Genomic DNA, 20,477 nt, shown 5'->3' with positions numbered 1-20,477 from the left:
CGCCGTCGCGTGGTCAGCGCTCTGGTGGGAGGCGGTAGATCCGGGCAGCGGTGGCGCCGAGGACGGCGTCCCGGGCGGTAGCGGGGATCGCGTCGAACAGGGCCGTCGCGATCTGCGTGTAGGAGTCTGCGGCCAGCAGGGCGAACGGCCAGTCACCGCCGTACATCAGCCGGTCCGGCCCGAACACCTCGAGCGCGTGGTCGACGTACGGCTGGAAGCTCGCCGCGCTCCAGCCCTCCTCGGCAGCGGTGTTCAGCCCGGAGACCTTGGCGACGACGTTCGGCGCGGCAGCGGCGTCCCGCAGCAACGAGGCCCAGGGTTGCCAGCCGCGCTCGCGGATCGGCGGCTTGCCCAGGTGGTCGACGATCAGCGTCAGCGTCGGGTGGGCCGCGGCGAGCGCCGGGACCTGCGCCAGCAACTCCGGCGTCTCCGCGCAGACGTCGAACGTCAGACCGCGCTCGGCGAGCAACCGAAGCCCGTCGGCGACGTCGGCCCGGAGCAGCCACTTCGGATCCGGATCCCGGTGGATCATGTGCCGGATGCCGACGATCGGTGTGGCGGCCCAGCGGTCGAGCAGCGCGGCGGCGTCGTCCGGCCGGGTGAGCGGGGCCCAGGCGACGACGCCCGCGATCGACGGGTCGAGCGCGGCCTCGCGGAGCATGTTCTCGGTGTCGGCGACGTTGTCCGCCGCCTGCACCAGCACGGTGAGATCGACACCGGCCGCGCGCAGCTCCCCGGCGACGTCGGACTGCGTGAACACCCGGTCGAGCACGGTCAGGTCCGGGGTGAGCCACGGGTAGTCGGTGGTCGCCGGGTTCCACAGGTGCTGGTGGGCGTCGACGATCGTCATGAGTTCTCCGGGCGTCCGACCGGCCATTCGACGTCGAGCGCATCGCCGAGGATCGCCTCGACGGCCCGCAGCAGCTCGGTGTCGAGCGGCTCGGAAGCCCACGCCACGTTCCGGGTGACGCTCTCCGGATCGACCGCACCGACGATCGTGGACGCCACGCCGGGAAGCGTCACCGCGAACTGCAGCGCGAGGCGGGCGAGGTCCGTGCCCTCCCGGCGGCAGAACGCGGCGGCCTCCGCGCAGGCTGCCCGCAACGCGGCCGGCGCGGGGTGCCAGTCCGGCGGACCGGCCTCGGTGAGCAGGCCCATGCTCAACGGCGACGCGTTGAGCACGCCGATACCGCGGTCGGCGAAGAACGGTATGCGCGCGGCCAGCGTCCGACATTGCAGTGTGTAGTGGCAGTAGGAGAGGACCGTGTCGACGGGCGCGCGCCCGGCGACGGAAACCAGCGCGGGCAGGGGGTAGCCGGTGATACCCACCGCCCGCACCACACCCTTCTCCTGCAGCGCGCGCAGCGCGGGAAGGGTCTCCTCCACGACCTGATCCAGGTCCCCGAACTCGATGTCGTGGCACTGGATCAGGTCGATGTGGTCGGTGCCGAGCCGGCGCAGGCTCTCCTCGACGCTGCGCCGCACCCGGTCGGCGGAGAAGTCGAACTCGTCGACGTCGTACCGGCCGACCTTGGTCGCGAGAACGTACGAGCCTCGGTTGACGCCTTTCAGGGCGGAGCCCAGCACCGTCTCGGCGGTGGTACGCCCGTAGTACGGGGACACGTCGATCAGCGTGATTCCGGCGTCGAGCGCGGCACGCACGGTGGCCCGCGCGGTCGCCGGTTCGACCGCGCCGTACTCGCCGCCGAGGCCCGCGGCGCCCAGCCCGATCGGGCTGACGACGAGGTCGGTACCCCCGAGTGAATTCATTCCTGCGCCTTCCCGCTGGTGATCCGGGAGATGATCAAAGCGCACAGGATGATCGCGCCGTTCAGCGCCGCGATCCACTGGGCCGGGACGCCGGCCAGCGTCAGCACGTTCTGGATCACGTACAGCAGCAGGATGCCGGTGAACGCGCCGAAAACCGTGCCCTTGCCGCCGTTGAGGCTGACGCCGCCGATCACCGCGGCGGCGAACACCGTGAAGATCGCGCCGTTGCCCTGTGCGGCGGCGACCGAGGCCAGGCGTCCGGAGAGCATCAGGCCGCCGAGCGCGGCGAGCATGCTCGCGACGACGAGCACCACCCACAGCACGCGGTCGGTGCGGATACCGGCGGCCCGGGCCGCGTCGGCGTTGCCGCCGATCGCGTACAGCGAGCGACCGACCCGGGTGTACCCCAGCACGCCGATACCCACCGCGAACAGCGCGAAGCAGACGTACACGGAGACGGGCACCCCGAGCCAGACCGTGGACCCCAGGTACATCATCGACTCCGGCAGGCCGAAGAACGTCTGGCCGCCGGAGATGCCGGTGAGCAGTCCGCGGAGCACGATCAGCATGCCGAGCGTGACGACGAAGCCGTGCAGCCGGAACCGGACGATCAGCAGACCGTTGATCAGGCCGATCACCGCGCCGACCGCGAGCGTCAGCGGCACACCTGCCCAGCCGGGCAGCGCGCCGAGCCCGTGGGTGACACCCGGCTCGACGATCAGCCACGCCGCGAGCCCCGGCGCCAGGCCGAACGTCGACTCCAGCGAGAGGTCCATCTTGCCGGCGATCAGCACCAGGGTCTGGGCGAGCACCAGCAGACCGATCTCGGCCATCGTCTGCAGGATGTTGACCAGGTTGTCCGAGCTGAGGAACACCGGGTTGACCAGGTAACCGACGATCGCGATCACCACGATCGCCGGTACCAGGGCCAGGTCACGCAGGCGCGCCAGCTGGAGCTTCCGCGGCGCGACAGCGGCCGCCGGCCGAACTGCCGTGTCAGTGGTCATCGACTGCGATCCCTTCCATGGCAGCGACCAGGTCGTGGTCGCTCCAATCGCTTCCGAACTCGGCCACCTGGCGGCCCTGGAACAGCACGAGCACCCGGTCGCAGGTGCGGAGGTCGTCGAGCTCGTCGGACGCGACGAGCACGCCGGCGCCGCCCTCGCGCACCTTGTCGACGACGCCGAGCAGCGTCTCCTTCGAGCGGACGTCGACCCCGGCCGTCGGCTGGATGAGCACCAGCAGCTTCGGGTCGTTGGCCAGCGCACGGCCCATCACGACCTTCTGCTGGTTCCCGCCGGAGAGCGCGGAGACCGGAAGCTCCGGGCCGGGCGTTTTCACCGCCAGCTCGTCGATCAGCGTGTGGGCGAGCCGGTCACGGCGCTTGCGGGAGATCGTCCCGAACCGGCCGAGCCGCCGCGGCACCGTCATCGTGAGGTTCTCCGCGATCGACAGATCGGGGACAAACCCCTGGTGGTGGCGGTCCTGCGGCACCAGCCCGACACCGGCGGCGAGCGACGCCGGAACGCTGCCGGGCTTCAGCGGGGCGCCGCTGATCCTCACCGTGCCGGTGTGCGGCCGCCGGAGGCCGACGATCGTCTCGGCGATCTCCTTCTTGCCGCTGCCACCGCCACCGGCGAGGCCGACCACCTCGCCGGCCCGCACCGTGAACGTGACGCCGTCGAGGTCGTCGACCTCGAGGACGGCCGGGGTGCCGTCCGGCAGCGGCGGCCGCGACGCCCGCTCGGTCAGCGCGGTGGCGTCACCGGTCATCGCCGCGACCAGCTCGGCCGGTGGCAGCTGGGAGACCGGCCCGGTGACGATGTGCTGGGCGTCCCGGAACACGGTCACCTCGTCGCAGACCCGGTAGATCTCCTCCAGGTGGTGGCTGATGAACAGGAACGTGACGCCGCGTTCCTGCAGGCCACGCATCCGGTCGAACAGCCGGTTGATCGCCGGGCCGTCCAGCTGGGCGGTCGGCTCGTCGAGGATGATCAGCCGGGCGTCGTACGACAGCGCCCTGGCGATCTCGACGAGCTGGCGCTGCTCCACGGTCAGGTCGCCGGCCGGCCGGGTGACGTCGACCTCGACGTCCCAGGTCGCGAGCAGCTCCGCGGCGTTCCGGCGGAGCGCCGACCACCGGATCAGCCGTCCCGGGTGCCGGTTGAGGAACAGGTTCTCCGCGACGGTCAGCTCGGGGATGATCGTCGACTTCTGATAGACGCAGGCCACGCGCCGCCGCCAGGCGTCACGATCGGTCAGCGGCGGGGCGGGCGAGCCTTCGAACGTGACCGTGCCCTCGTCCGGGGCTTGGAGCCCGGTGAGGATGCTGACCAGCGTGGACTTACCGGCGCCGTTGCGCCCGACGAGGGCGTGGGTGGCGCCGGCCCGGACGACGATCCCGGCGTCGCGCAGCGCCACCGTGGTTCCGTAGCGCTTGGTGACGTGAGCCGCCTCGACGAGGGACTCAGCTGACATTGTTGCCCCAGAGGCTCTTGTCGTCGAAGCGGAGCGTCTTCTCGCCGTTGATGGTGGCCCCGTCGAGGGTCACCAGCGGGGCGGCGAGCTGGTCCTCGAGCACACCGTCACGGACCTTGATGATCGTGCTGCCGTGGTCGGTCGGGCCGGGCTCGAACGTCTTGCCCGCGATCGCCTGCTGCACGTAGTACAGGCCGTACTTCGCGTAGAGGTCTGCGGGCTGGGAGACCGTGGCGTCGATCTGACCGGCCTCGATGTCCTTGAGCTCCTCGGGGATGCCGTCGTTGGAGACGATGAACACGTGCTTCGGGTCGGTCGGCGGAACCAGCAGGCCGCGCTGCTTGAGCACCTGGAGCGTGCCGGAGAGCGCGAAGCTCGCCTGCATGTAGATGCCCTTGATGTCCGGGTGAGCGGCGAGCCGGGTCTGCAGCTGGTTGGCTGCGGTGGCGCCGTCCCACTTCGACGGTTCCGCGAAGACCGTGATGCCCGGGTAGTTCTTCTTCATGCAGTCGTTGAAGGCCTCGGTCCGGTCGCGGCCGTTGATCGAGGCGACATCGCCCATCAGCATGACGACCTTGCCCTTGCCCTTCAGCTTCGTGCCGAGGAAGTGGCAGGACTTCTCGCCGTAGGCGCGGTTGTCGGCGCGCACGACCATGAACACCTTGCCGGTGTCCGGGCGGGTGTCGATCGTGACGACCGGGATCTTCTTGCTCTCCAGCTGAGCGAGCGTCGGGGCGACGGCTGCGGTGTCCTGCGGTGCCATCACGATGCCCTTGGAACCCTGGCTGAGCAGCGTCTGCACGTTCGCGGTGAGCTTCGCGATGTCGTTCTCGGAGTTGGTGGTCTTGAGGTTGGTGATGCCGAGCTTCTTGGCCTCGTCCGGCGTGTAGCGGACGTAGGCGTTCCAGAAGTCGGTGTCCGAACGGGGGTAGTCGGAGCCGATGACGGGGTCATCGCCGGACGCGCCCCCTTCGGCGGAGTTGCAGGCGGCGAGCGCGGTCGCCGCGACGGCCACTACTAAAAGACGAAGCATTCTCGAACGACGCACGGGGACTCCTTCGTCGGTGCGGGAGCTCAGGCCCAGGCCGGGCCGTCGGGGTAGCGGAATTCGGTGAGCGACGCGTCATGCATGCGGGCGCCGATGCCGGGGCTCGTCGGGGCGCGGTACCGTCCGCCGCGCACCTCGACCGGGTCGACGAAGTGCTGATGCAGGTGGTCGACGTACTCGATCATCCGGCCGTCCTGAGCGCCGCTGACCGCCACGTAGTCGAACATCGCGAGGTGCTGCACCATCTCGCAGAGGCCGACGCCGCCGGCGTGCGGGCACACCGGGACGCCGAACTTCGCGGCCAGCAGCAGGATCGCGATGTTGTCGTTGACGCCGCCCACGCGAGTGGCGTCGATCTGGACGACGTCGATCGCGCCTGCTTGGAGCAGTTGTTTGAACAGCACCGGGTTGGCGCCGTGCTCACCGGTGGCTGTTCTGGTCGGGCGGACCGCCTCCCGGATCCGGGCGTGGCCGAGGACGTCGTCGGGGGACGTGGGCTCCTCGATCCAGTACGGACCGTAGGGCGCCAGCACGCCCATCCACTCGATCGCCTCGTCGACGCCCCACACCTGGTTCGCGTCGACCGCGATCGGTAGGTCGGGGCCGACCGCCTCGCGGGCGATCCGTAGCCGCCGGAGATCGTCGTCCCGGTCGCCGCCGACCTTCAGCTTGATCATGCCGAAGCCGTCGGCGACCGCCTCCTTCGACAGCCGGGCGAGCTTCTCGTCGTCGTAGCCGAGCCAGCCGGGCGTGGTCGTGTAGGCGGGGTAGCCCTCGGCGCGGAGGGTCTCCGCACGCTCCGCGCGGCCGCCTTCGGCCTTCCGCAGCAGGTCCAGCGCCTCGTCCGGGGTCAGCGCGTCGCGCAGGTAGCGAAAGTCGACCAGCCCGACGATCTCCTCCGGCGAGAGTTCGGCGAGCAACTGCCAGAGGGGTTTGTTCTCCCGGCGGGCGCGTAGGTCCCAGGCCGCGTTGACGACCGCGCCGGTCGCCATCGCGATGACACCCTTCTCCGGGCCGAGCCAGCGCAACTGGCTGTCGCCGGCGAGCCGCCGTGAGAACGCTCCGAGGTCGCCGAGTACGTCGTCCACCGGGAGCCCGACCACCAGCGGCGCGAGCGCGCGAATTGCGGCGACCTGCACGTCGTTGCCCCGCCCCACGGTGAAGACGAGCGAGTGGCCCTCGGCGCCGTCGCTGGTCCGCAGCACCACGTACGCCGCGGAGTAGTCGGGGAACGGGTTCATCGCGTCCGAGCCGTCGAGGAAACGGGAGGTCGGGAACCGAACGTCCCGTGTCTCCAGCTCGACGATCGAGGTCGTCACTAGGGCAACCACCTTCCGGCGGCTCAGCGGGTGGACCCAACCCTCCGAGCGATCTGCGGTGACAATGGGTCCTTGGTATGACCGGCGTCTCATTTACGAGCGAGACATCCGATGTTTACACCGGGTCGTTTGGGTCGGGGGAGGGGCTGCTCAGTTACGAATTGGTAACATTGCTCGGACCTATGAGGTTCAGCGAGGCGCATTGAGGCGGTTTTGGTTCGCGATAGCGGCCTAGCCCTAGGATGTTTCCCGACCCAGGAGGTGGTTGCCCTGTCGCTGACCGACGACGCGATCGCTCGGATCCGTGGCTTGATCCAGTCCGGCGAGCTGACTCCCGGTAGCCGGCTGCCGCCGGAGAACCAGCTCGCCGCTCAGCTGGGGATCTCCCGCAACTCGATGCGGGAGGCGGTCAAGGCGCTCCAGTTCGCCCGGGTGCTCGACGCCCGGCCCGGCGACGGCACGTACGTCACGAGCCTGGCGCCGGACCTGCTGCTCGCCGGGCTCGGCTCGGCCGTCGACCTGCTCCGGGACGACACGCTGCTGGAGATCATGGAGATTCGCTCGATGCTCGAGCCGGCCGCCACGTCGGCCGCGGCGCTGCGGATCACCGGTGAGCAGCTCGCCGAGCTGGAGTTCCTGCTCGGACGGATGCGGGCCGCGGCCGCCGACGCGGAGGAGCTGGTGCGCTACGACATGGAGTTCCACCGCACGGTGGTGGCGGCCACCGGGAATCAGTCGCTCACGTCGGTCCTCGACGGCCTGTCCGGCCGGACCGCGCGCGCCCGTGTCTGGCGCGGGTTGCTCAATGCGGACGCCGCGGCGACCACGCTCGCTGAGCACCAGGCGATTTATGACGCGCTGGCGAGCGGTGATCCCGAGCTGGCGCGGGCGGCGGCACTACTGCACGTCAGCTCGTCGGCTCGGTGGCTGCGGCACGCGCTCGCGGAGGGGCCGATGTAGGCGGGGTCCTCGCCGCGGTCCTTCCGCGGCCTGGGTGCGGTCCTGAGTGCCGTCCGGCCTTCGTTGCCGCCGTCCGTCCTAGTCGCGGGTCAGGCGGCGGGGTGGTCGCCACTGTTCGGCGATCGCGGCCAGCGTGTTGATGTCCGGGGCCCGCACCGGTAGCGGTGTTGCGTCCGTGCGCAGGCCGTCGAGCAGGATGGTCAGGTACCGCTGCCAGAGACCCGGCGTCGCGTGCTCGGTGTACTCGAGCAGTGCGGCGGTCATGAACTGCAGCATCGCGAGGTCGCCCCCGACGATGTCCGGCCGCACGACACCGGCCTCCTGGCAGTGCGCGACGAGCGCGTCGACGGCAGGCGCGATCCGGTCCCGTGCCCTCGCCACCCGCTCGTGCCCGTAGACGCGGCTGAACAGCACGTCCTGCAACCCTCGGTCGGCGGCCATCAGCTCGGCCGAGCGCGCGAAGAACTCGGTCAATCCGGTCCACGCGTCCGGATGTTCCGCGCCGTCCCGCGCCAGCGTGACCAGCCGGTCGAGTTGCTCGTCGAAGAGCGCCTCGACGAGATGTTCCCGGCTCGGGTAGCGGCGGTAGACCGTGCCGACGCCGAGCCCGGCGTGGTGCGCGATGTCGTCGAGCGTGACGTCGACGCCGCGGGTGGCGAAGACCTCACGGGCGGCCGCGAGGATGCGCAACCGGTTCCGCTCAGCGTCACGCCGGAGCGGTCGATCGGGAACGCCGGTGGCAGCACTGCCGCTCATGAACTCACCGTAACATGATTTGAGACACAGTCTCCACTTGGAGTCAATCTCTCAAGTTAGCGGCTGGGTCGGCCGACGAGACCGAGGACACCCCTCGATCTTTCGGAGACGGACCGCTATGACCACCGCGCACCTGGATTCGGCCACCGGCGTCGATCCCGGCCCGGCTACACCGCACAACGCCCACCACGCCCGCCGCTGGCTCATCCTGGGCGTGCTCGGGCTCGCGCAGCTGATGGTGGTGCTGGACGCGACGATCGTGAACATCGCGCTGCCGTCGGCGCAGACCGCGCTGGAGTTCTCGAACGAGGACCGCCAGTGGATCGTCACCGCGTACGCGTTGGCGTTCGGCGCCCTGTTGCCGCTGGGTGGCCGGGTCGGTGACCTGATCGGCCGGAAGACCGCGCTGCTGGTCGGGCTGGTCGGGTTCGCGCTGGCCTCGGCGGTCGGTGGTGCGGCCGAGGGCTTCGGCATGCTGGTCGGTGCCCGCGCCGCGCAGGGTGTGTTCGGGGCGCTGCTGGCCCCGGCGGTGCTGTCGCTGGTGACCACGACGTTCACCGACGCGAAGGAACGCGCGAAGGCGTTCGGCATCTACGGTGCGATCGCCGGCGCCGGTGGCGCGATCGGTCTGCTGCTCGGTGGGGTGCTGACCGAGTACCTGAACTGGCGCTGGTGCCTGTACGTGAACGTGCCGATCGCGATCGCCGCGCTGACCGGCGGGGTGCTGCTGCTGCACAACCAGCGGACCGACGGGCCGCGACACCGCCTGGACGTGCCGGGCACGCTGACCGTGTCGGCGGGTCTGTTCAGCGTCGTCTACGGGTTCGCGAACGCCGAGACGCACGACTGGAGCGAGGGTGTGGTGTGGGGCTGGCTGGTCGCCGGCGCCGTGCTGCTCGCCGCGTTCCTGGTGATCGAGTCTCGCGTCGCCCACCCGCTGATTCCGCTGCGGGTGCTGTTCGACCGGACCCGCGGTGGTTCGCTGATCGCGGTGCTGCTGCTGGGCATCGGGATGTTCGCGGTGTTCCTGTTCCTGACCTACTACCTGCAGCAGAACCTCGGCTTCTCCCCGATCTCCTCGGGTGCGGCGTTCCTGCCGATGATCGGCGCGCTGGCCGTCACCGCCACGCTGACCACGAGCATCGTGCTGCCGCGGGTGGGTCCGCGGCCACTGGTGCCGGTCGGGTTCCTCCTCGCCGCGGCCGGCATGCTCTGGCTCACCCAGCTGGAGGTCGGCTCCACCTACGCCGCGGACGTGCTCGGCCCGCTGATCATCACCGGCGTCGGTATCGGCCTGGGTATGGCTCCCGCGATGTCCGCCGGCACGTCCGGTGTCCACGCTTCGGACGCCGGGGTCGCCTCCGCGCTGGTCAACACCGCCCAGCAGATCGGCGGCTCGGTCGGCACCGCGGTGCTGAGCACGATCGCGGCGAGTGCGGTCACCGACTACCTCGTCGGCAAGAACCCCACCGCCGAGGTCGTGGCGGCGGCCACGATCAACAGCTACACGACGACGTTCGCCTGGGTCGCCGGGTTCTTCGTGCTCGGCGCCGTCCTGTCCGGACTCCTGCTGCGCTCGGGACCGCTGGCCGTGGACCCGGACGCCGCACCGGCCGCGCACATGTGACCGTCGCCTGACACGACGACCCGCACCCGACACCGGGTGCGGGTCGTCGTTTTGTCACCCGACCGTGGCACACGCGAAGTGGTGACCGGCCGCGGTGGCGGTGAGAATGCGTGTATGCCTTCCGCGGGACACGGGCCGAACGTGATCGAGGTGACCGGCAGACCGATGCTGCTCACCGCGACCAGCAGTGGTGTCGCCGTGCACCTGGCCACCGTCGCCGACGAACCCGGGAGCGGCCGGGAAGCCGTGCACGACGTCCACTTCGACGACGCGAACGGGGACGAGGACCGCACGATGTCCGGTTACGACCGCACGGCGCTGACCGCGCCGCTGTGGTCGCGGACCACGCTCTGCGGACGAGAATGGGCGGTCATGGTCGGCGGCGACGGCGGCCCGGTGGTGCGGAACGGCGACGTCGCGTTCGCGCCGACCTGCCGTCGCTGTCTCGCGCTGATCGACCGGCACTTCCCGGCGCCGAAGCCGGACTCCCGGCTGGCCCTCGTCGCCGGCCTCGCGGCGGACGTCGTCGTCGACCAGCGCGGGTTCGCCGAGATCCATGGCGTACCGGGCGACCAACAGGCGGAGCTCCGGAGGACCGTGCGCCGGTTGATCCGGCAGCGGACGAACCAGTCGGTGCGCACGTTCGTCGCCGGTGGCAACGTCTACGTCGAGTGCCCGGAGATCCACGCGGAGAAGGTGGGGCAGGGCGCGCCCCGGGCCCCGGCGGCCCTCGACGCGGTAGCGCTCGATGCGGCGTTTGCCGGCGAGCTGCCGCCGCGGGCGGAGCGCGACTGGGTGATCTCCTGGCAGACCTGGGACCTGGGCTGACGGCAGCCGGGCCGTCTCGGTCTCTAGCGCCTCCATCCTCGGGTGGCCTCTGCGCGTCGTTTAGCCTCGGGCGGGCGCCGGGGACTCGGTCTGTGGCGGCCGCGGCTCGGTCGGCACCGTCTCTGACGGCGACCGGGCGATCAGCGTCACCGCGACCTCGTAGACGACGAGCAGGACCACGATCACCAGCAGACCGCTCCACGACGACACCAGGATCACGGCCAGCGCGGCGACCACCGCGCCGCCGATCCGCAGCGGGTCCCGGTAGCGCCGGATCCAGCCCGGCCCGTGCGCGGCCAGCCACCGACCACCCCGTGCGGTGCCGCGTCCGGCCGAGCGTGTGCCGCGGGCGATGCCCCGGCGGAGCGCGACCGGCACCCGACCCGGTCCGACCAGGTAGGCGACGAGAGCGATCAGCACTCCGGCGGCGATCACCAGCAGCCCTCGGTCACGCAGCGGCGCGGTGACGATCGTCAGCGTCGCAGCCACCCCGTCCCGATAGACGCCGTCCGGCACCTGCTGCAGCAACTCGGCGCGGGCGGCGCGCAGGACGGCGGTGACGGCAACCGCGGCCACCGCCAGCCAGATACCCAGCTGCAACAGGGTGCGCCGTCGACGTGGTGCGATCGCGAGCGCGATGAGCAGCAGCGCAATCGCACCGAGGACCAGCGCGATCAGCCCCTGCCGGACAGCCACCACGGTCTCCTGCACGGCGCGCAGCCGACCGGCGTCGTACACCGTGAACTGCGCGAAGTTCGCCGGGAGCGACACCCCGAGCGCGGTCTCGATCCGTTCCCGCAGGTTGGGCGGGATCTCGCCGCTACGAAGGTCGGGCAGCGACAGACTTCGGCCGAAGAACGTCGGCAACTGGGTCTCGATGCGCTGGAGAACCTGGTTGATCAGCGGCAGCAGGTCGATCCGTACCTGGTCGTCGCTCGCAGTGATCAGCGTGCTTCGGCCCTCGATGATCGCCAGGGCCCGCTGGTGCGCGCGGCGGTTGGCCTCCTCCCAGACCGTCTGGAACCTTTCGCTGGACACGATGTTCAAGACTTGCGTCCGGATCACCCCGCGCAGCTGGACCGTGAGCGGCCCGATCACGAAGCCGGCCCGCGGCGGCAGCGCTTCCCGCAGCCGCGTCTCGACGTCCAGCACCTCGAAGAGCTGGTCGGTCGAGTACTGCGCGACGGCGGTGGCGACCGCGGGGTCCTCCGGCAGCGGCGCGACCGCCGCGACCCAGCGGTCGGTGTCCAGCACCGTGCGTGCCGCCCAGACCCCGACCACGCTGGCGACCAGCGCGAAGGCCGCCAGCATCACGCACACGGCCGCGATGATCCGGCGGGCGGCGTCCAGGATCGAGCGTCGCTGGCGCCGGGTCGACAACTCCGCCCGGAGCGCCGCGACCTCACCCCGCAACCGATCAACCTCAGCCCGCTCCCGCTCGTCGCCCTCGCGCCCGTCCCCGACGCTGGCCCCAGCGGTTCCGACTTCATCAGCGCTGCCGTCAGCGGCCCCGCCGTCAGCGGCCCCGCCCTCGGCGGCGCCGACCTTGGCCTCAGCGCCGCCGGGCCTGACCTCGGCTCCAGCGGCCTCGGGGCCACTGTCGACGCCCTCGGTCTCGGCTCCCGCGGTCGCGGGTGCCGGGGGCTTGGCGGCTGGGAACCCAGCGGCTGGTGGCGCGGCGGGGGTCTCCGCGGCTGGTGGCGCGGCTGGGGTCTCTGCGGTTGGTGGCGCGGCGGGGGTCTCTGCGGCTGGTGGCGCGGCGGGGGTCTCTGCGGCTGGTGGCGCGGCGGGGGTCTCCGCGGCCGGAGGCGCGGCTGGGGCTTCAGCGGCTGGGGCGGCTGCCACCGGTTCGGCGTCGTTCGGTCGGGTGGGTGGCGGGGAGGTCATGGCGTCCTCCGTCGGACGAGAATCCGGCATCGCTCGACGGTCGCGCGGACCTCTCGGCCTGCGGCTCATCCCGAGGGGGTGAGGCTGCGACACGAACGCCCGGCGGCGGGTTCATCCGCGGCGGGGGAAGCGGCCACCCGCCGCGGTCTGGCCCACTGAACTCCGTACGTGTGCCCCGGCGGCGCAGCCACCGGTCCGGGAGGAGGACGCTGATGACCGAGAGGTCTTCCGCCGACCAGCTCGGCAGTCGGCCGGGGCGTTGGCGCCGCCTCGGCTTCCGACTGCGCATTCGGCGCGCGAGCGAGGAGAGCACGGCTGCGGCCGTCTACGGGCTGATCGTCAGCGGCGGGGTACTCGCCGCCTCGCACGCTCATACCGCCTGGGGCGCGTCGGCGTTCGTGCTCGGGACCCTGGTCATCTACTGGAGCGCCGAGCGGTACGCCCGCGTGGTGGCCGAACGGATCCACGCGGGACACCGGCCCCCTTGGGAAGTGATCCGCCGGCGCCTGACCGAGGGTTGGGAGCTGGTCAGCGCGTCCGCGATACCGCTTGCCTGCATGGTGATCGTGCGCCTGCTCGGAGCGAAGGTGGGGACGGCGATCATGGCGGGGTTGATCTGCACCACGGTCCTGCTCGCTCTCACCGGCTGGGAGATCGGTCGGAACGGTCGGCTCACGACGCCGGAGCGCTTGATGTCAGCAGCGGTGGCCGCCGCGTTCGGCGTCGGCATGATCGGCTTGAAGACCCTCGCGCACTGACCTGCCGCGCCCGTGAAGAGCGGACCCGTCTGGGCCAGCCATAGCTAGCCCGAGCGGGTCCACTCACCTGCTGGCGGAATGATGCGCTGCTGGGCTCGGATGGATGGTTGGGTGCCGGGGCACCCGCGGCGGGACATCCACACAGAGCGCCTAGCCGCCTAAGACTGGTCCACCGGCGGACGCCGCTCCGCGCCATCTTCCCCGGCGGCGTCCCCGGCCGCGGTCACTCGATCCGCGGTTCCACCCGCGGCGGCGGCGTCGCCGGCGTTGGCTCGCCCGGGGTGGCCCCGCCTGCGGCGTCCGCGGCAGTGGTCTTGGTCGCGGTGGCCCGATCGGCGGCGACCTCCCCGGCGGCGGACTCGGCGGCGAAGGCGCGGACGGCGTCTTCGACCGTGGGGTAGAAGTGGCGCGGATCGATCGTCCGGGTCAGCTCGTAGCGCTTCACCTTCTCCCGCACCGGCGTCTTGAGCTCGGCGAACACCAGCGAGATCCCCTCGGCGTTCAGCTCCAGGTCGAGCTCCTCCAGCATGTCGGCGGCGGTCGTGTCGACGTCGGTGATCGGTTCGGCGGCGATCACGATCCACCGCGGACGCGGATCGCTGCGGGCCAGCCGCCGCACCTGCTCGCGGAACGTGCGGGAGTTGGCGAAGATCAGCGGCGCGTCGAAGCGGTAGAGAACCAGGCCGGGAAGCCGCTCGGCGTCCCGGTGCACCTCGACGTCGTGGTAGCCGTCCATGCCGTCGACGCGGCCGAGCACGGTCTGGTACGGCCACCAGGCGCGCCGGAAGACGTTCAGGACCGACAGCGCGACCGCGACGCCGATCCCGGGAAGGACGCCGAGCACGACCACCCCGGCGAAGGCCGCCGCCGAGACGCCGAATTCCAGCCGCCGCTGCTGCCACAGCCGGACCGCGCCGGGGATGTCGACCAGCGAGAACGCGGCGACGATGACCACGGCGGCCAGCGTCGCCTGCGGCAGGTATCGCAGCAGGTTCGGGGCGACGAGCAACAGCACGGCGATGCTCACCGCACCGACCAAGCCGGTTACCTGGGTGCGGGCGCCGGCCTGCTGGGCTACGGCGGTGCGGGAACCGCTGGTGCTCACCGGGAACCCCTGGAACAGGCCCGCGGCGATGTTCGCCGCGCCGATGCCCACCATCTCCTGGTTGGGCCGGACCTCGGTGCCCGACTTCGCGGCGAACGCGGATGCGGTGGAGATCGTGTCTGTCAGCGCCACCAGCGTGATGCCCAACGCCGCGACGGCCAGCAGCCCGACGTCCGACAAAGAGGCCGACGGAATCGTGAACGGCGGGAAGCCCTGCGGAAGGGTCCCGACCACGTCGACGTCGTCGAGTTCGACCAGCCAGCACAGACCGGTCGCCAGAACCACCGTCACCAGGATGCCCGGGACCTTGGGCGCCCACCGGCGCAAGCCGAGGATCAGAGCCAGGCTCCCGATCCCGATCGCGGCAGCAGCCGGGGTAGCCGCGCCCTCGAACACCGCGCGGATCGTCCCGGTCAGCTCCGCCCAGACCCCGTCGCCGTCGACGTCGGCGCCCACCAGCGAGGGAAGGCGCCCGATCAGGATCGTGAGCGCGAGCCCGTTGAGGTAGCCGATCCGGGTGGGCTTGGCCAGCAGGTCGGCCAGGAAACCGAGCTTGCCCGCGCCGGCGATCACCATCGCAGCCCCGACCATCAGGGCCAGGATCGACGCGAGCGCGACCGCCTCGGCGTCCGCGCCGCTGCCCGCCACGACGAGCGGCAGCACGGCGGCGGCGATCATCGGCCCCAGCGACGAGTCCGGGCCCAGGACCAGGACCCGGGACGGCCCGAACACCGCGTACCCGATCAGGCAGAAGATCGACGTGTAGAGGCCGGTGATCGGCGGGAGCCCGGCCAGCGTCGCGTAGGCCATGCCCTGCGGCACCAGCAGCGTGGCCAGCACCAGGCCCGCGACGAGGTCACGGCGCGCGTACTCGGGACGATACGTGGTGACCATGCGCACGCCCGGCAGCCACGCGACTCTCGACATCCGGCCTCCCTCGCGACCCAGCCATTCTCCGGACGCGTCGGCTCTGTCGACCCCATCCGGTAGGGGTGAACCGCGGCTGCTCCGATGGTCCTCCGCTGCGGATGATGTGCGAGTCGTCGGCCGGGACGACCGTAGGACGTCCAGTCCGCATCGTGACAACCGGGGGGACGCATGGTCGATCACCGTGATCCGGCGACCCGGGTCGAGACCGGTCGCGCCGCTCGGGAGCGGACGCCGCTGGCCACGCACGCCGAGTTCGCGCCGAGTGCGGGCCGGACGGATCCGGTCACCGTGCTCACCACCCAGGAGGCGGGTCGGCTCCCGGAGCTGCTGCCGATGCGACACGGGCGGATGCTGACGTCGGTCTTCGCGTTCTACCGCGGGTCCGCGGCGATCATGGCCGCCGATCTCGCGACGACGCCGAACTCCGGTCTCCCCGCGCAACTGTGTGGGGACGCGCACCTGTCCAACTTCGGCGTCTTCGGGTCGCCGGAACGGCGGATGCTGTTCGACGTCAACGACTTCGACGAGACCTACCCGGGACCGTGGGAGTGGGACGTCAAGCGGCTCGCGGCGAGCCTGACTATCGCGGCGCGCGGCAACGGTTTCCGTCGGAAGGCACGGGCCGGGATCGTTCGCGCGGCGGTGGGCCGGTACCGCACGACGATGGCGGAGTTCGCAGCCGCGCGGGAGCTCGAGGTCTGGTACGCACATGCCGACGTCGACCGGTTGGCGCCGGAGCTGACCGCCGAGTTGAGCAAAGAGCGGCTCAAGCGGCTGGAGAAGGTACGGACCAAGGCTCGGTCGCGGGACAGCCTGCAGGCGTATCGCAAGCTCACCACGTCGGTGGAGGGACGCCGGGCGATCGCGGCCGATCCGCCGCTGCTGGTACCGGTCGCCGACCTGCTTCCGGACGACGCTCAGGAACGCTTCGCGGACGATATCCGGGCGCTGTTGCGGCGATACCGGCGGACGCTTCCGATCGAACGTCGGCCGCTGCTGGATGCGTTCACCTACGTGGATACGGCCCGCAAGGTGGTCGGTGTCGGCAGCGTCGGCACCCGCTGCTGGATCGTGCTGTTGCACGGACGAGACGACGACGATCCGCTGTTGCTGCAGGTGAAGGAGGCCGAGCCGTCGGTGCTGGCCGCCCACGTCGCGCCGGGGCTGCGGCTGCCGAGCCGGATCAGCGAGGGCCAGCGGGTGGTGACCGGCCAGCGCCGGATGCAGGCGGCCAGCGACATCTTTCTCGGCTGGCAGACCGCGATGGGCATCGACGGCCACGTCCGTGACTTCTACGTCCGGCAGCTGCGGGACTGGAAGTTCTCGGCGCTCGTCGAGGAGATGGACCCGACCACCCTGCGCACCTACGGGGCGCTGTGCGCCTGGACGCTGGCCCGTGCGCACGCCCGGACCGGCGACCGGATCGCGATCGCGGCCTACCTGGGCGACGATGCGACGTTCGACGAGGCGCTGGTCGAGTTCGCCGAGCGATACGCCGACCGGGCCGAGCGCGACTACGCGCTGTTCGCCGAAGCGGTGCGCGACGGCACGATCCAGGCCGAGGCGAGCCCGTGACCCCGACGCCCCCGCGCCTGGCCGTTGGCGGCGCGGGCCGGGCTGTGAGTGCCGTGGGCCGGTCCGCGGGCGGCGCGGGCCGGGGTGCGAGCGCCGCGCGCGGCGCAGCGTCCGCGGGCCGGGCTGTGGGTGGCGTCTGCCGGGCACCGGGCGGATGACCGCACCGGATACCGGCGCAGCGTCGCTGGTGATCGCGCACGTCTCCGATCTCCACGTCGGCAGGCGCCCGCCGACGCTCGCCGACGCGGTGGTGGCGGACGTCCACCGGGCCCGGCCCGACCTCACGGTGGTCACCGGCGACTGCACGATGCGGGCACGGTCCGCGCAGCTCCGGCTGGCCCGCGTGCTGCTCGATCAACTGCCGCAGCCGTGCCTGGTGATACCGGGCAACCACGATGTCCCGCTCGCACCGTCCCGGGTCCGGACGCCGTACGGGCGCTACCGGGCGTACGTCGACCCGGACATCGAACCAGTGCTGAACGTGCCGGGCGCGCGGGTGCTCGGTCTGGCCTCGATGCCGTGGTGGCGGTGGAAGTCCGGTCGGATCACCGCGGACCAGGCGGCACGGATCGACGCGGTGCTGGGCGGCGCACCGGACGGGACACTGCGCGTGCTCGCGCTGCACCATCCGCCACTCGCGACCGGTACCGCCAGGCTGGTTGGGCGAGCCCTGCTGGTCGAGGCGCTCGTCGCGGCACGGGTCGACGTCGTGATGGCCGGTCATACGCACGTGCCGGCCAGTCGCGTGGTCGAACTGGTGCACGGTGGTCGCCGTCATCGCGTCATCGAGGTGATCGCCGGTACGGCGACCAGTGGGCGCACCCGGGGCGCGGAACAATCCTGGAGCGTGTTGCGGGTCGACACCGGCGGCGTCACGGTGGACGAGCGGCGCTGGATCCGGGACGAATGGCGTCCGGGCCCGAGTGCCCGGCACCTACGCACACCTTCGGGAGCGCCGTGATGGACCAGGCCCTGGTGTTCAGCGCGGTGGTGGCTGCCCGGTTCCTGGTGCCGCTGCTCATCCCACGGTTCCCGCTGCCCGCGATCGTCGCGGCGTTGGTCCTCGACGGCGTCGACCAGACGATCTTCCAGGCGTTCGGGTACGACCCGCCGGGTTACCAGGGCTACGACAAGGCGATGGACGTGTATTACCTGTCCATCGCGTACCTCACGACGATGCGGAACTGGACCAGCGAGTCCGCGGTCGGCGTCGCGCGGTTCCTGTACTTCTACCGCCTGGTGGGCGTCGTCGCGTTCGAGTTGACCGACTGGCGGCCGCTGTTGATGGTCTTCCCGAACACGTTCGAGTACTTTTTCATCGCCTACGAGGTGGTTCGGACACGGTGGCGTCCGGACCGGTGCAGCGTCCGATTCTGGGTGCTGACCGCGGCCGCGATCTGGATCTTCGTCAAGCTGCCGCAGGAGTACTGGATCCATATCGCCCAGTTGGACGTGACCGACCTGCTGGGCGAGTACCCGTGGGCCGGCGTCGCGATCGGCTTACTGCTGGCCGTCGTCGCGGTGGCGGTCGGGACGTTCCTGCGTCCGCGGCTACCCGCCACCGACCACGCGTGGCAGCTCACCGCGGATCCGCTGCCTGCCGGCATCCGGACGGCGCCGCAGCGCGAACGGTGGGTCGCGGCCCACGGACGGCTGCTGTCGGCCTCCACCGCGGAGAAAGTGGTCCTCGTCGGCTTGCTGCTGGTGATCTACGCGCAGGTGCTACCCGGCCGCGACACGTCCGCCCTGCAGTTCTTCCTCGGCGTCGCCGTGCTGGTCGTGATCAACACGGCGGTGATCCTGTGGGTCGCGCGCGGAGCGCGGGGCGTGGAGTCGGTCGCCCTCGCGTTCGGGATCCGGGTGTTGCTGAACGTCGGGCTGGTGTCGGCCGCCGCGATGCTGCTCGACCGCGGGCGGGGGGATCTGCAGGAGGGAAGCGCGCTGTTCTTCGTCGTGCTGCTGAGCCTCACCACGCTGCTGGACGACCGCTACCGGCCGATCCACGAGTACCGCACGGCCGGCCACCCCGAGCCGTCCGACCCCGGCACCCAGCCGGACCCCGACCCGGCCCCGCCGAGCCGCACCTAGAGCCCTGAGCGTCCGACCTGTCGGCCCACGGCCGGGGTCCGCCCGACCATACGCGGGCCTGACGGTCAGGCCCCGCACGATGGCCAGGCCGGGTACGGCGGCCGGACCGACCACGGCCAGGCCTGACGGCCGCACCGGGCGCGGCGGCCAGGGCCGGGCGTGGTGGCGGGGCCGAGGGTGAGGGCTGGGCGCGGCACGGCGGTCAGGCCCGGCCTGAGCGGCCGGGCCTGACGCGATGCGGCCGGCCGTTCAGGCTGGCCGGGGGTGGGCCACTAGTACGGCTGCCCGGGATACGTCCGCCCCGGACCGGGTGCGCCGGACGGCGGGCGCCGCCGGCGCGGCATTCGGACGGATCGGCTGGCGACGCCGCTGACGAGCGTCCCGATCGCGATGCCGATCACCAGGTGGATGACCGACGTGGCGAGTCGCGGCGCCCAGTCCGCGTCGTAGCTGAGCGGCACCAGTGTCGCCACCGCGGTCACCAGCGTCACCACCCAGCCGAAGAACACGAACGGTCTCGGCGTGGAGATCAGCAGCAGGTGGATGAGTGCGGTGGCCAGCAGTGCGCCGACGGCCGCCGACACCGCCAGTGTCCCGGTACTGGCATCGCCGAACGCCCCGGCGCGGCGCGGAGCCAGCACCGGCACGTCGAAGATGCCGCGCGCGATGACGACGCCCACGACCGCGACCAGGGCGGCGACCAGCGCCGCGGCCGCTCCACCCGCCCAGAGCGTGCGGGCGTCGACGGCCGGCCGGACCGGTTCGGTGGGCTGCATCTCAGTCCACCGTGACGGTGTCGGAGCCGGCCCGGCGCGGTGCTGCGTCCGGACGCAGCTCCCCGAGCGCCTCGGACCACTTCGCGGTGAGCGCGAACAGGATGACCGTGTCCAGCCCGATCATCAGCAGCGACCAGACGGGATACGCGCCGAGCCAGGCGATCTGCACGACTGCGTGCAGCCCGACGAGGATGATCGCCGTGACACGGGCCCAGGTCTGACCTTGCAGCAGCGCGGCGCCGACCGCGAGCAACAAGAGCCCGAACAGCAGGATCGTCCACGCCCAGCCGGTCAGGTCGACGACGACCAGGTTCGCGGAGGTGACGACGACCCGCTCGTCCCAGATGAGTGCGATGAAGCCTTGGAAGGCGTTGATCACGCCGACCACGATCAGCATGGCGCCGGCGAAGACGATCCAGCCGGTCCACGCGCTCCTCGATGCGATCGCCATCTTCGTTGTGTCCCTCCGTGGCGAGATCCGCGGACGCTCCGGGAGCGCCCACGGGGGACCGCTCGGTGCCCGCTCCGCATCGTCGTGGCGCGCTCGCCCGCGGCGGATCACCCGCGCAGGA

At 71.5% G+C, this 20,477-nt stretch carries 18 protein-coding genes; 7 read left to right on the top strand and 11 right to left on the bottom strand.

The genetic code is table 11. From position 1 onward, the window contains the following. Positions 1-13: 13 nt before the first annotated feature. The 6 genes from BUB75_RS14975 to BUB75_RS14950 are packed head-to-tail and all read right to left on the bottom strand — an operon-like array spanning position 14 to position 6,615. Entirely contained in the window at positions 14-850 is an 837-nt protein-coding gene (locus tag BUB75_RS14975) for an amidohydrolase family protein (protein ID WP_073257563.1), read from the bottom strand. Then, positions 847-1,770 (bottom strand): aldo/keto reductase, encoded by a 924-nt coding sequence (locus BUB75_RS14970; RefSeq protein WP_073257561.1) that lies wholly within the window; start codon positions 1,768-1,770, stop codon positions 847-849. Before BUB75_RS14970 ends, BUB75_RS14975 begins: the two co-directional genes overlap by 4 nt. Then, positions 1,767-2,777, bottom strand: a complete 1,011-nt coding sequence (locus tag BUB75_RS14965) for an ABC transporter permease (RefSeq protein ID WP_073257559.1) — start codon at positions 2,775-2,777, stop codon at positions 1,767-1,769. The genes BUB75_RS14970 and BUB75_RS14965 overlap by 4 nt, the downstream gene beginning before the upstream one ends. Then, a complete protein-coding gene (locus BUB75_RS14960; protein WP_073257557.1) occupies positions 2,767-4,248 on the bottom strand; it encodes a sugar ABC transporter ATP-binding protein in 1,482 nt (493 codons plus the stop codon). Before BUB75_RS14960 ends, BUB75_RS14965 begins: the two co-directional genes overlap by 11 nt. Then, positions 4,238-5,281: a sugar ABC transporter substrate-binding protein gene (locus BUB75_RS14955; protein WP_143175218.1), complete on the bottom strand. Its 1,044-nt coding sequence runs from the start codon at positions 5,279-5,281 to the stop codon at positions 4,238-4,240. Before BUB75_RS14955 ends, BUB75_RS14960 begins: the two co-directional genes overlap by 11 nt. A 41-nt stretch (positions 5,282-5,322) precedes the next feature. Continuing rightward, on the bottom strand, positions 5,323-6,615 hold the full coding sequence (locus BUB75_RS14950) for an enolase C-terminal domain-like protein (RefSeq protein ID WP_073257553.1): 1,293 nt from the start codon (positions 6,613-6,615) through the stop codon (positions 5,323-5,325). A gap of 270 nt (positions 6,616-6,885) precedes the next feature. On the opposite strand from BUB75_RS14950, the gene BUB75_RS14945 reads away from it, so the two are divergent. Beyond that, positions 6,886-7,575 (top strand): FCD domain-containing protein, encoded by a 690-nt coding sequence (locus BUB75_RS14945; RefSeq protein ID WP_073258392.1) that lies wholly within the window; start codon positions 6,886-6,888, stop codon positions 7,573-7,575. A gap of 78 nt (positions 7,576-7,653) precedes the next feature. Here the strand turns inward: BUB75_RS14945 and BUB75_RS14940 are convergent, their stop codons facing one another. Beyond that, positions 7,654-8,331, bottom strand: a complete 678-nt coding sequence (locus tag BUB75_RS14940; protein WP_073257551.1) for a TetR/AcrR family transcriptional regulator — start codon at positions 8,329-8,331, stop codon at positions 7,654-7,656. 118 nt (positions 8,332-8,449) lie between these two features. Between BUB75_RS14940 and BUB75_RS14935 the strand changes: the two genes are divergently transcribed. Beyond that, on the top strand, positions 8,450-9,958 hold the full coding sequence (locus BUB75_RS14935) for an MFS transporter (RefSeq protein ID WP_073257549.1): 1,509 nt from the start codon (positions 8,450-8,452) through the stop codon (positions 9,956-9,958). Between the two features lie 114 nt (positions 9,959-10,072). Continuing rightward, positions 10,073-10,786, top strand: coding sequence for a hypothetical protein (locus BUB75_RS14930; RefSeq protein ID WP_073257547.1), 714 nt, complete (start codon positions 10,073-10,075; stop codon positions 10,784-10,786). 60 nt (positions 10,787-10,846) lie between these two features. On the opposite strand, the gene BUB75_RS14925 is transcribed toward BUB75_RS14930, so the two are convergent. After that, on the bottom strand, positions 10,847-12,199 hold the full coding sequence (locus tag BUB75_RS14925) for a hypothetical protein (RefSeq protein WP_218617525.1): 1,353 nt from the start codon (positions 12,197-12,199) through the stop codon (positions 10,847-10,849). A 686-nt stretch (positions 12,200-12,885) separates the two neighbouring features. Between BUB75_RS14925 and BUB75_RS14920 the strand changes: the two genes are divergently transcribed. Beyond that, positions 12,886-13,431 (top strand): hypothetical protein, encoded by a 546-nt coding sequence (locus BUB75_RS14920; RefSeq protein WP_218617524.1) that lies wholly within the window; start codon positions 12,886-12,888, stop codon positions 13,429-13,431. 223 nt (positions 13,432-13,654) lie between these two features. Here the strand turns inward: BUB75_RS14920 and BUB75_RS14915 are convergent, their stop codons facing one another. After that, a complete protein-coding gene (locus BUB75_RS14915) occupies positions 13,655-15,463 on the bottom strand; it encodes a SulP family inorganic anion transporter (protein WP_143175217.1) in 1,809 nt (602 codons plus the stop codon). A 171-nt stretch (positions 15,464-15,634) separates the two neighbouring features. Between BUB75_RS14915 and BUB75_RS14910 the strand changes: the two genes are divergently transcribed. The 3 genes from BUB75_RS14910 (at position 15,635) to BUB75_RS14900 (ending at position 19,129) form a co-directional block, all read left to right on the top strand. Then, positions 15,635-17,041 carry a DUF2252 domain-containing protein gene (locus BUB75_RS14910; RefSeq protein ID WP_073257545.1) on the top strand — a complete coding sequence of 469 codons (1,407 nt, stop codon included), beginning with the start codon at positions 15,635-15,637 and terminating at the stop codon, positions 17,039-17,041. Positions 17,042-17,195: 154 nt separating this feature from the next. Beyond that, positions 17,196-18,002, top strand: coding sequence for a metallophosphoesterase family protein (locus BUB75_RS14905; RefSeq protein WP_073257544.1), 807 nt, complete (start codon positions 17,196-17,198; stop codon positions 18,000-18,002). After that, on the top strand, positions 18,002-19,129 hold the full coding sequence (locus BUB75_RS14900) for a hypothetical protein (protein ID WP_073257542.1): 1,128 nt from the start codon (positions 18,002-18,004) through the stop codon (positions 19,127-19,129). Before BUB75_RS14905 ends, BUB75_RS14900 begins: the two co-directional genes overlap by 1 nt. Before the next feature lie 272 nt (positions 19,130-19,401). On the opposite strand, the gene BUB75_RS14895 is transcribed toward BUB75_RS14900, so the two are convergent. Together BUB75_RS14895 and BUB75_RS14890 are read right to left on the bottom strand one after the other, a co-directional pair. Further along, complete coding sequence (locus tag BUB75_RS14895) at positions 19,402-19,905, bottom strand: DUF6069 family protein (RefSeq protein ID WP_073257540.1); 504 nt, start codon at positions 19,903-19,905, stop codon at positions 19,402-19,404. Position 19,906: 1 nt separating this feature from the next. Continuing rightward, positions 19,907-20,356, bottom strand: a complete 450-nt coding sequence (locus BUB75_RS14890) for a DUF7144 family membrane protein (RefSeq protein WP_073257538.1) — start codon at positions 20,354-20,356, stop codon at positions 19,907-19,909. Positions 20,357-20,477: the final 121 nt, after the last annotated feature.

It is taken from the genome of Cryptosporangium aurantiacum (genome assembly GCF_900143005.1).
Lineage (GTDB): Bacteria > Actinomycetota > Actinomycetes > Mycobacteriales > Cryptosporangiaceae > Cryptosporangium > Cryptosporangium aurantiacum.
Note: the sequence above shows the minus strand (reverse complement) of the source record. Positions and strands in the feature narration are given on the sequence as shown.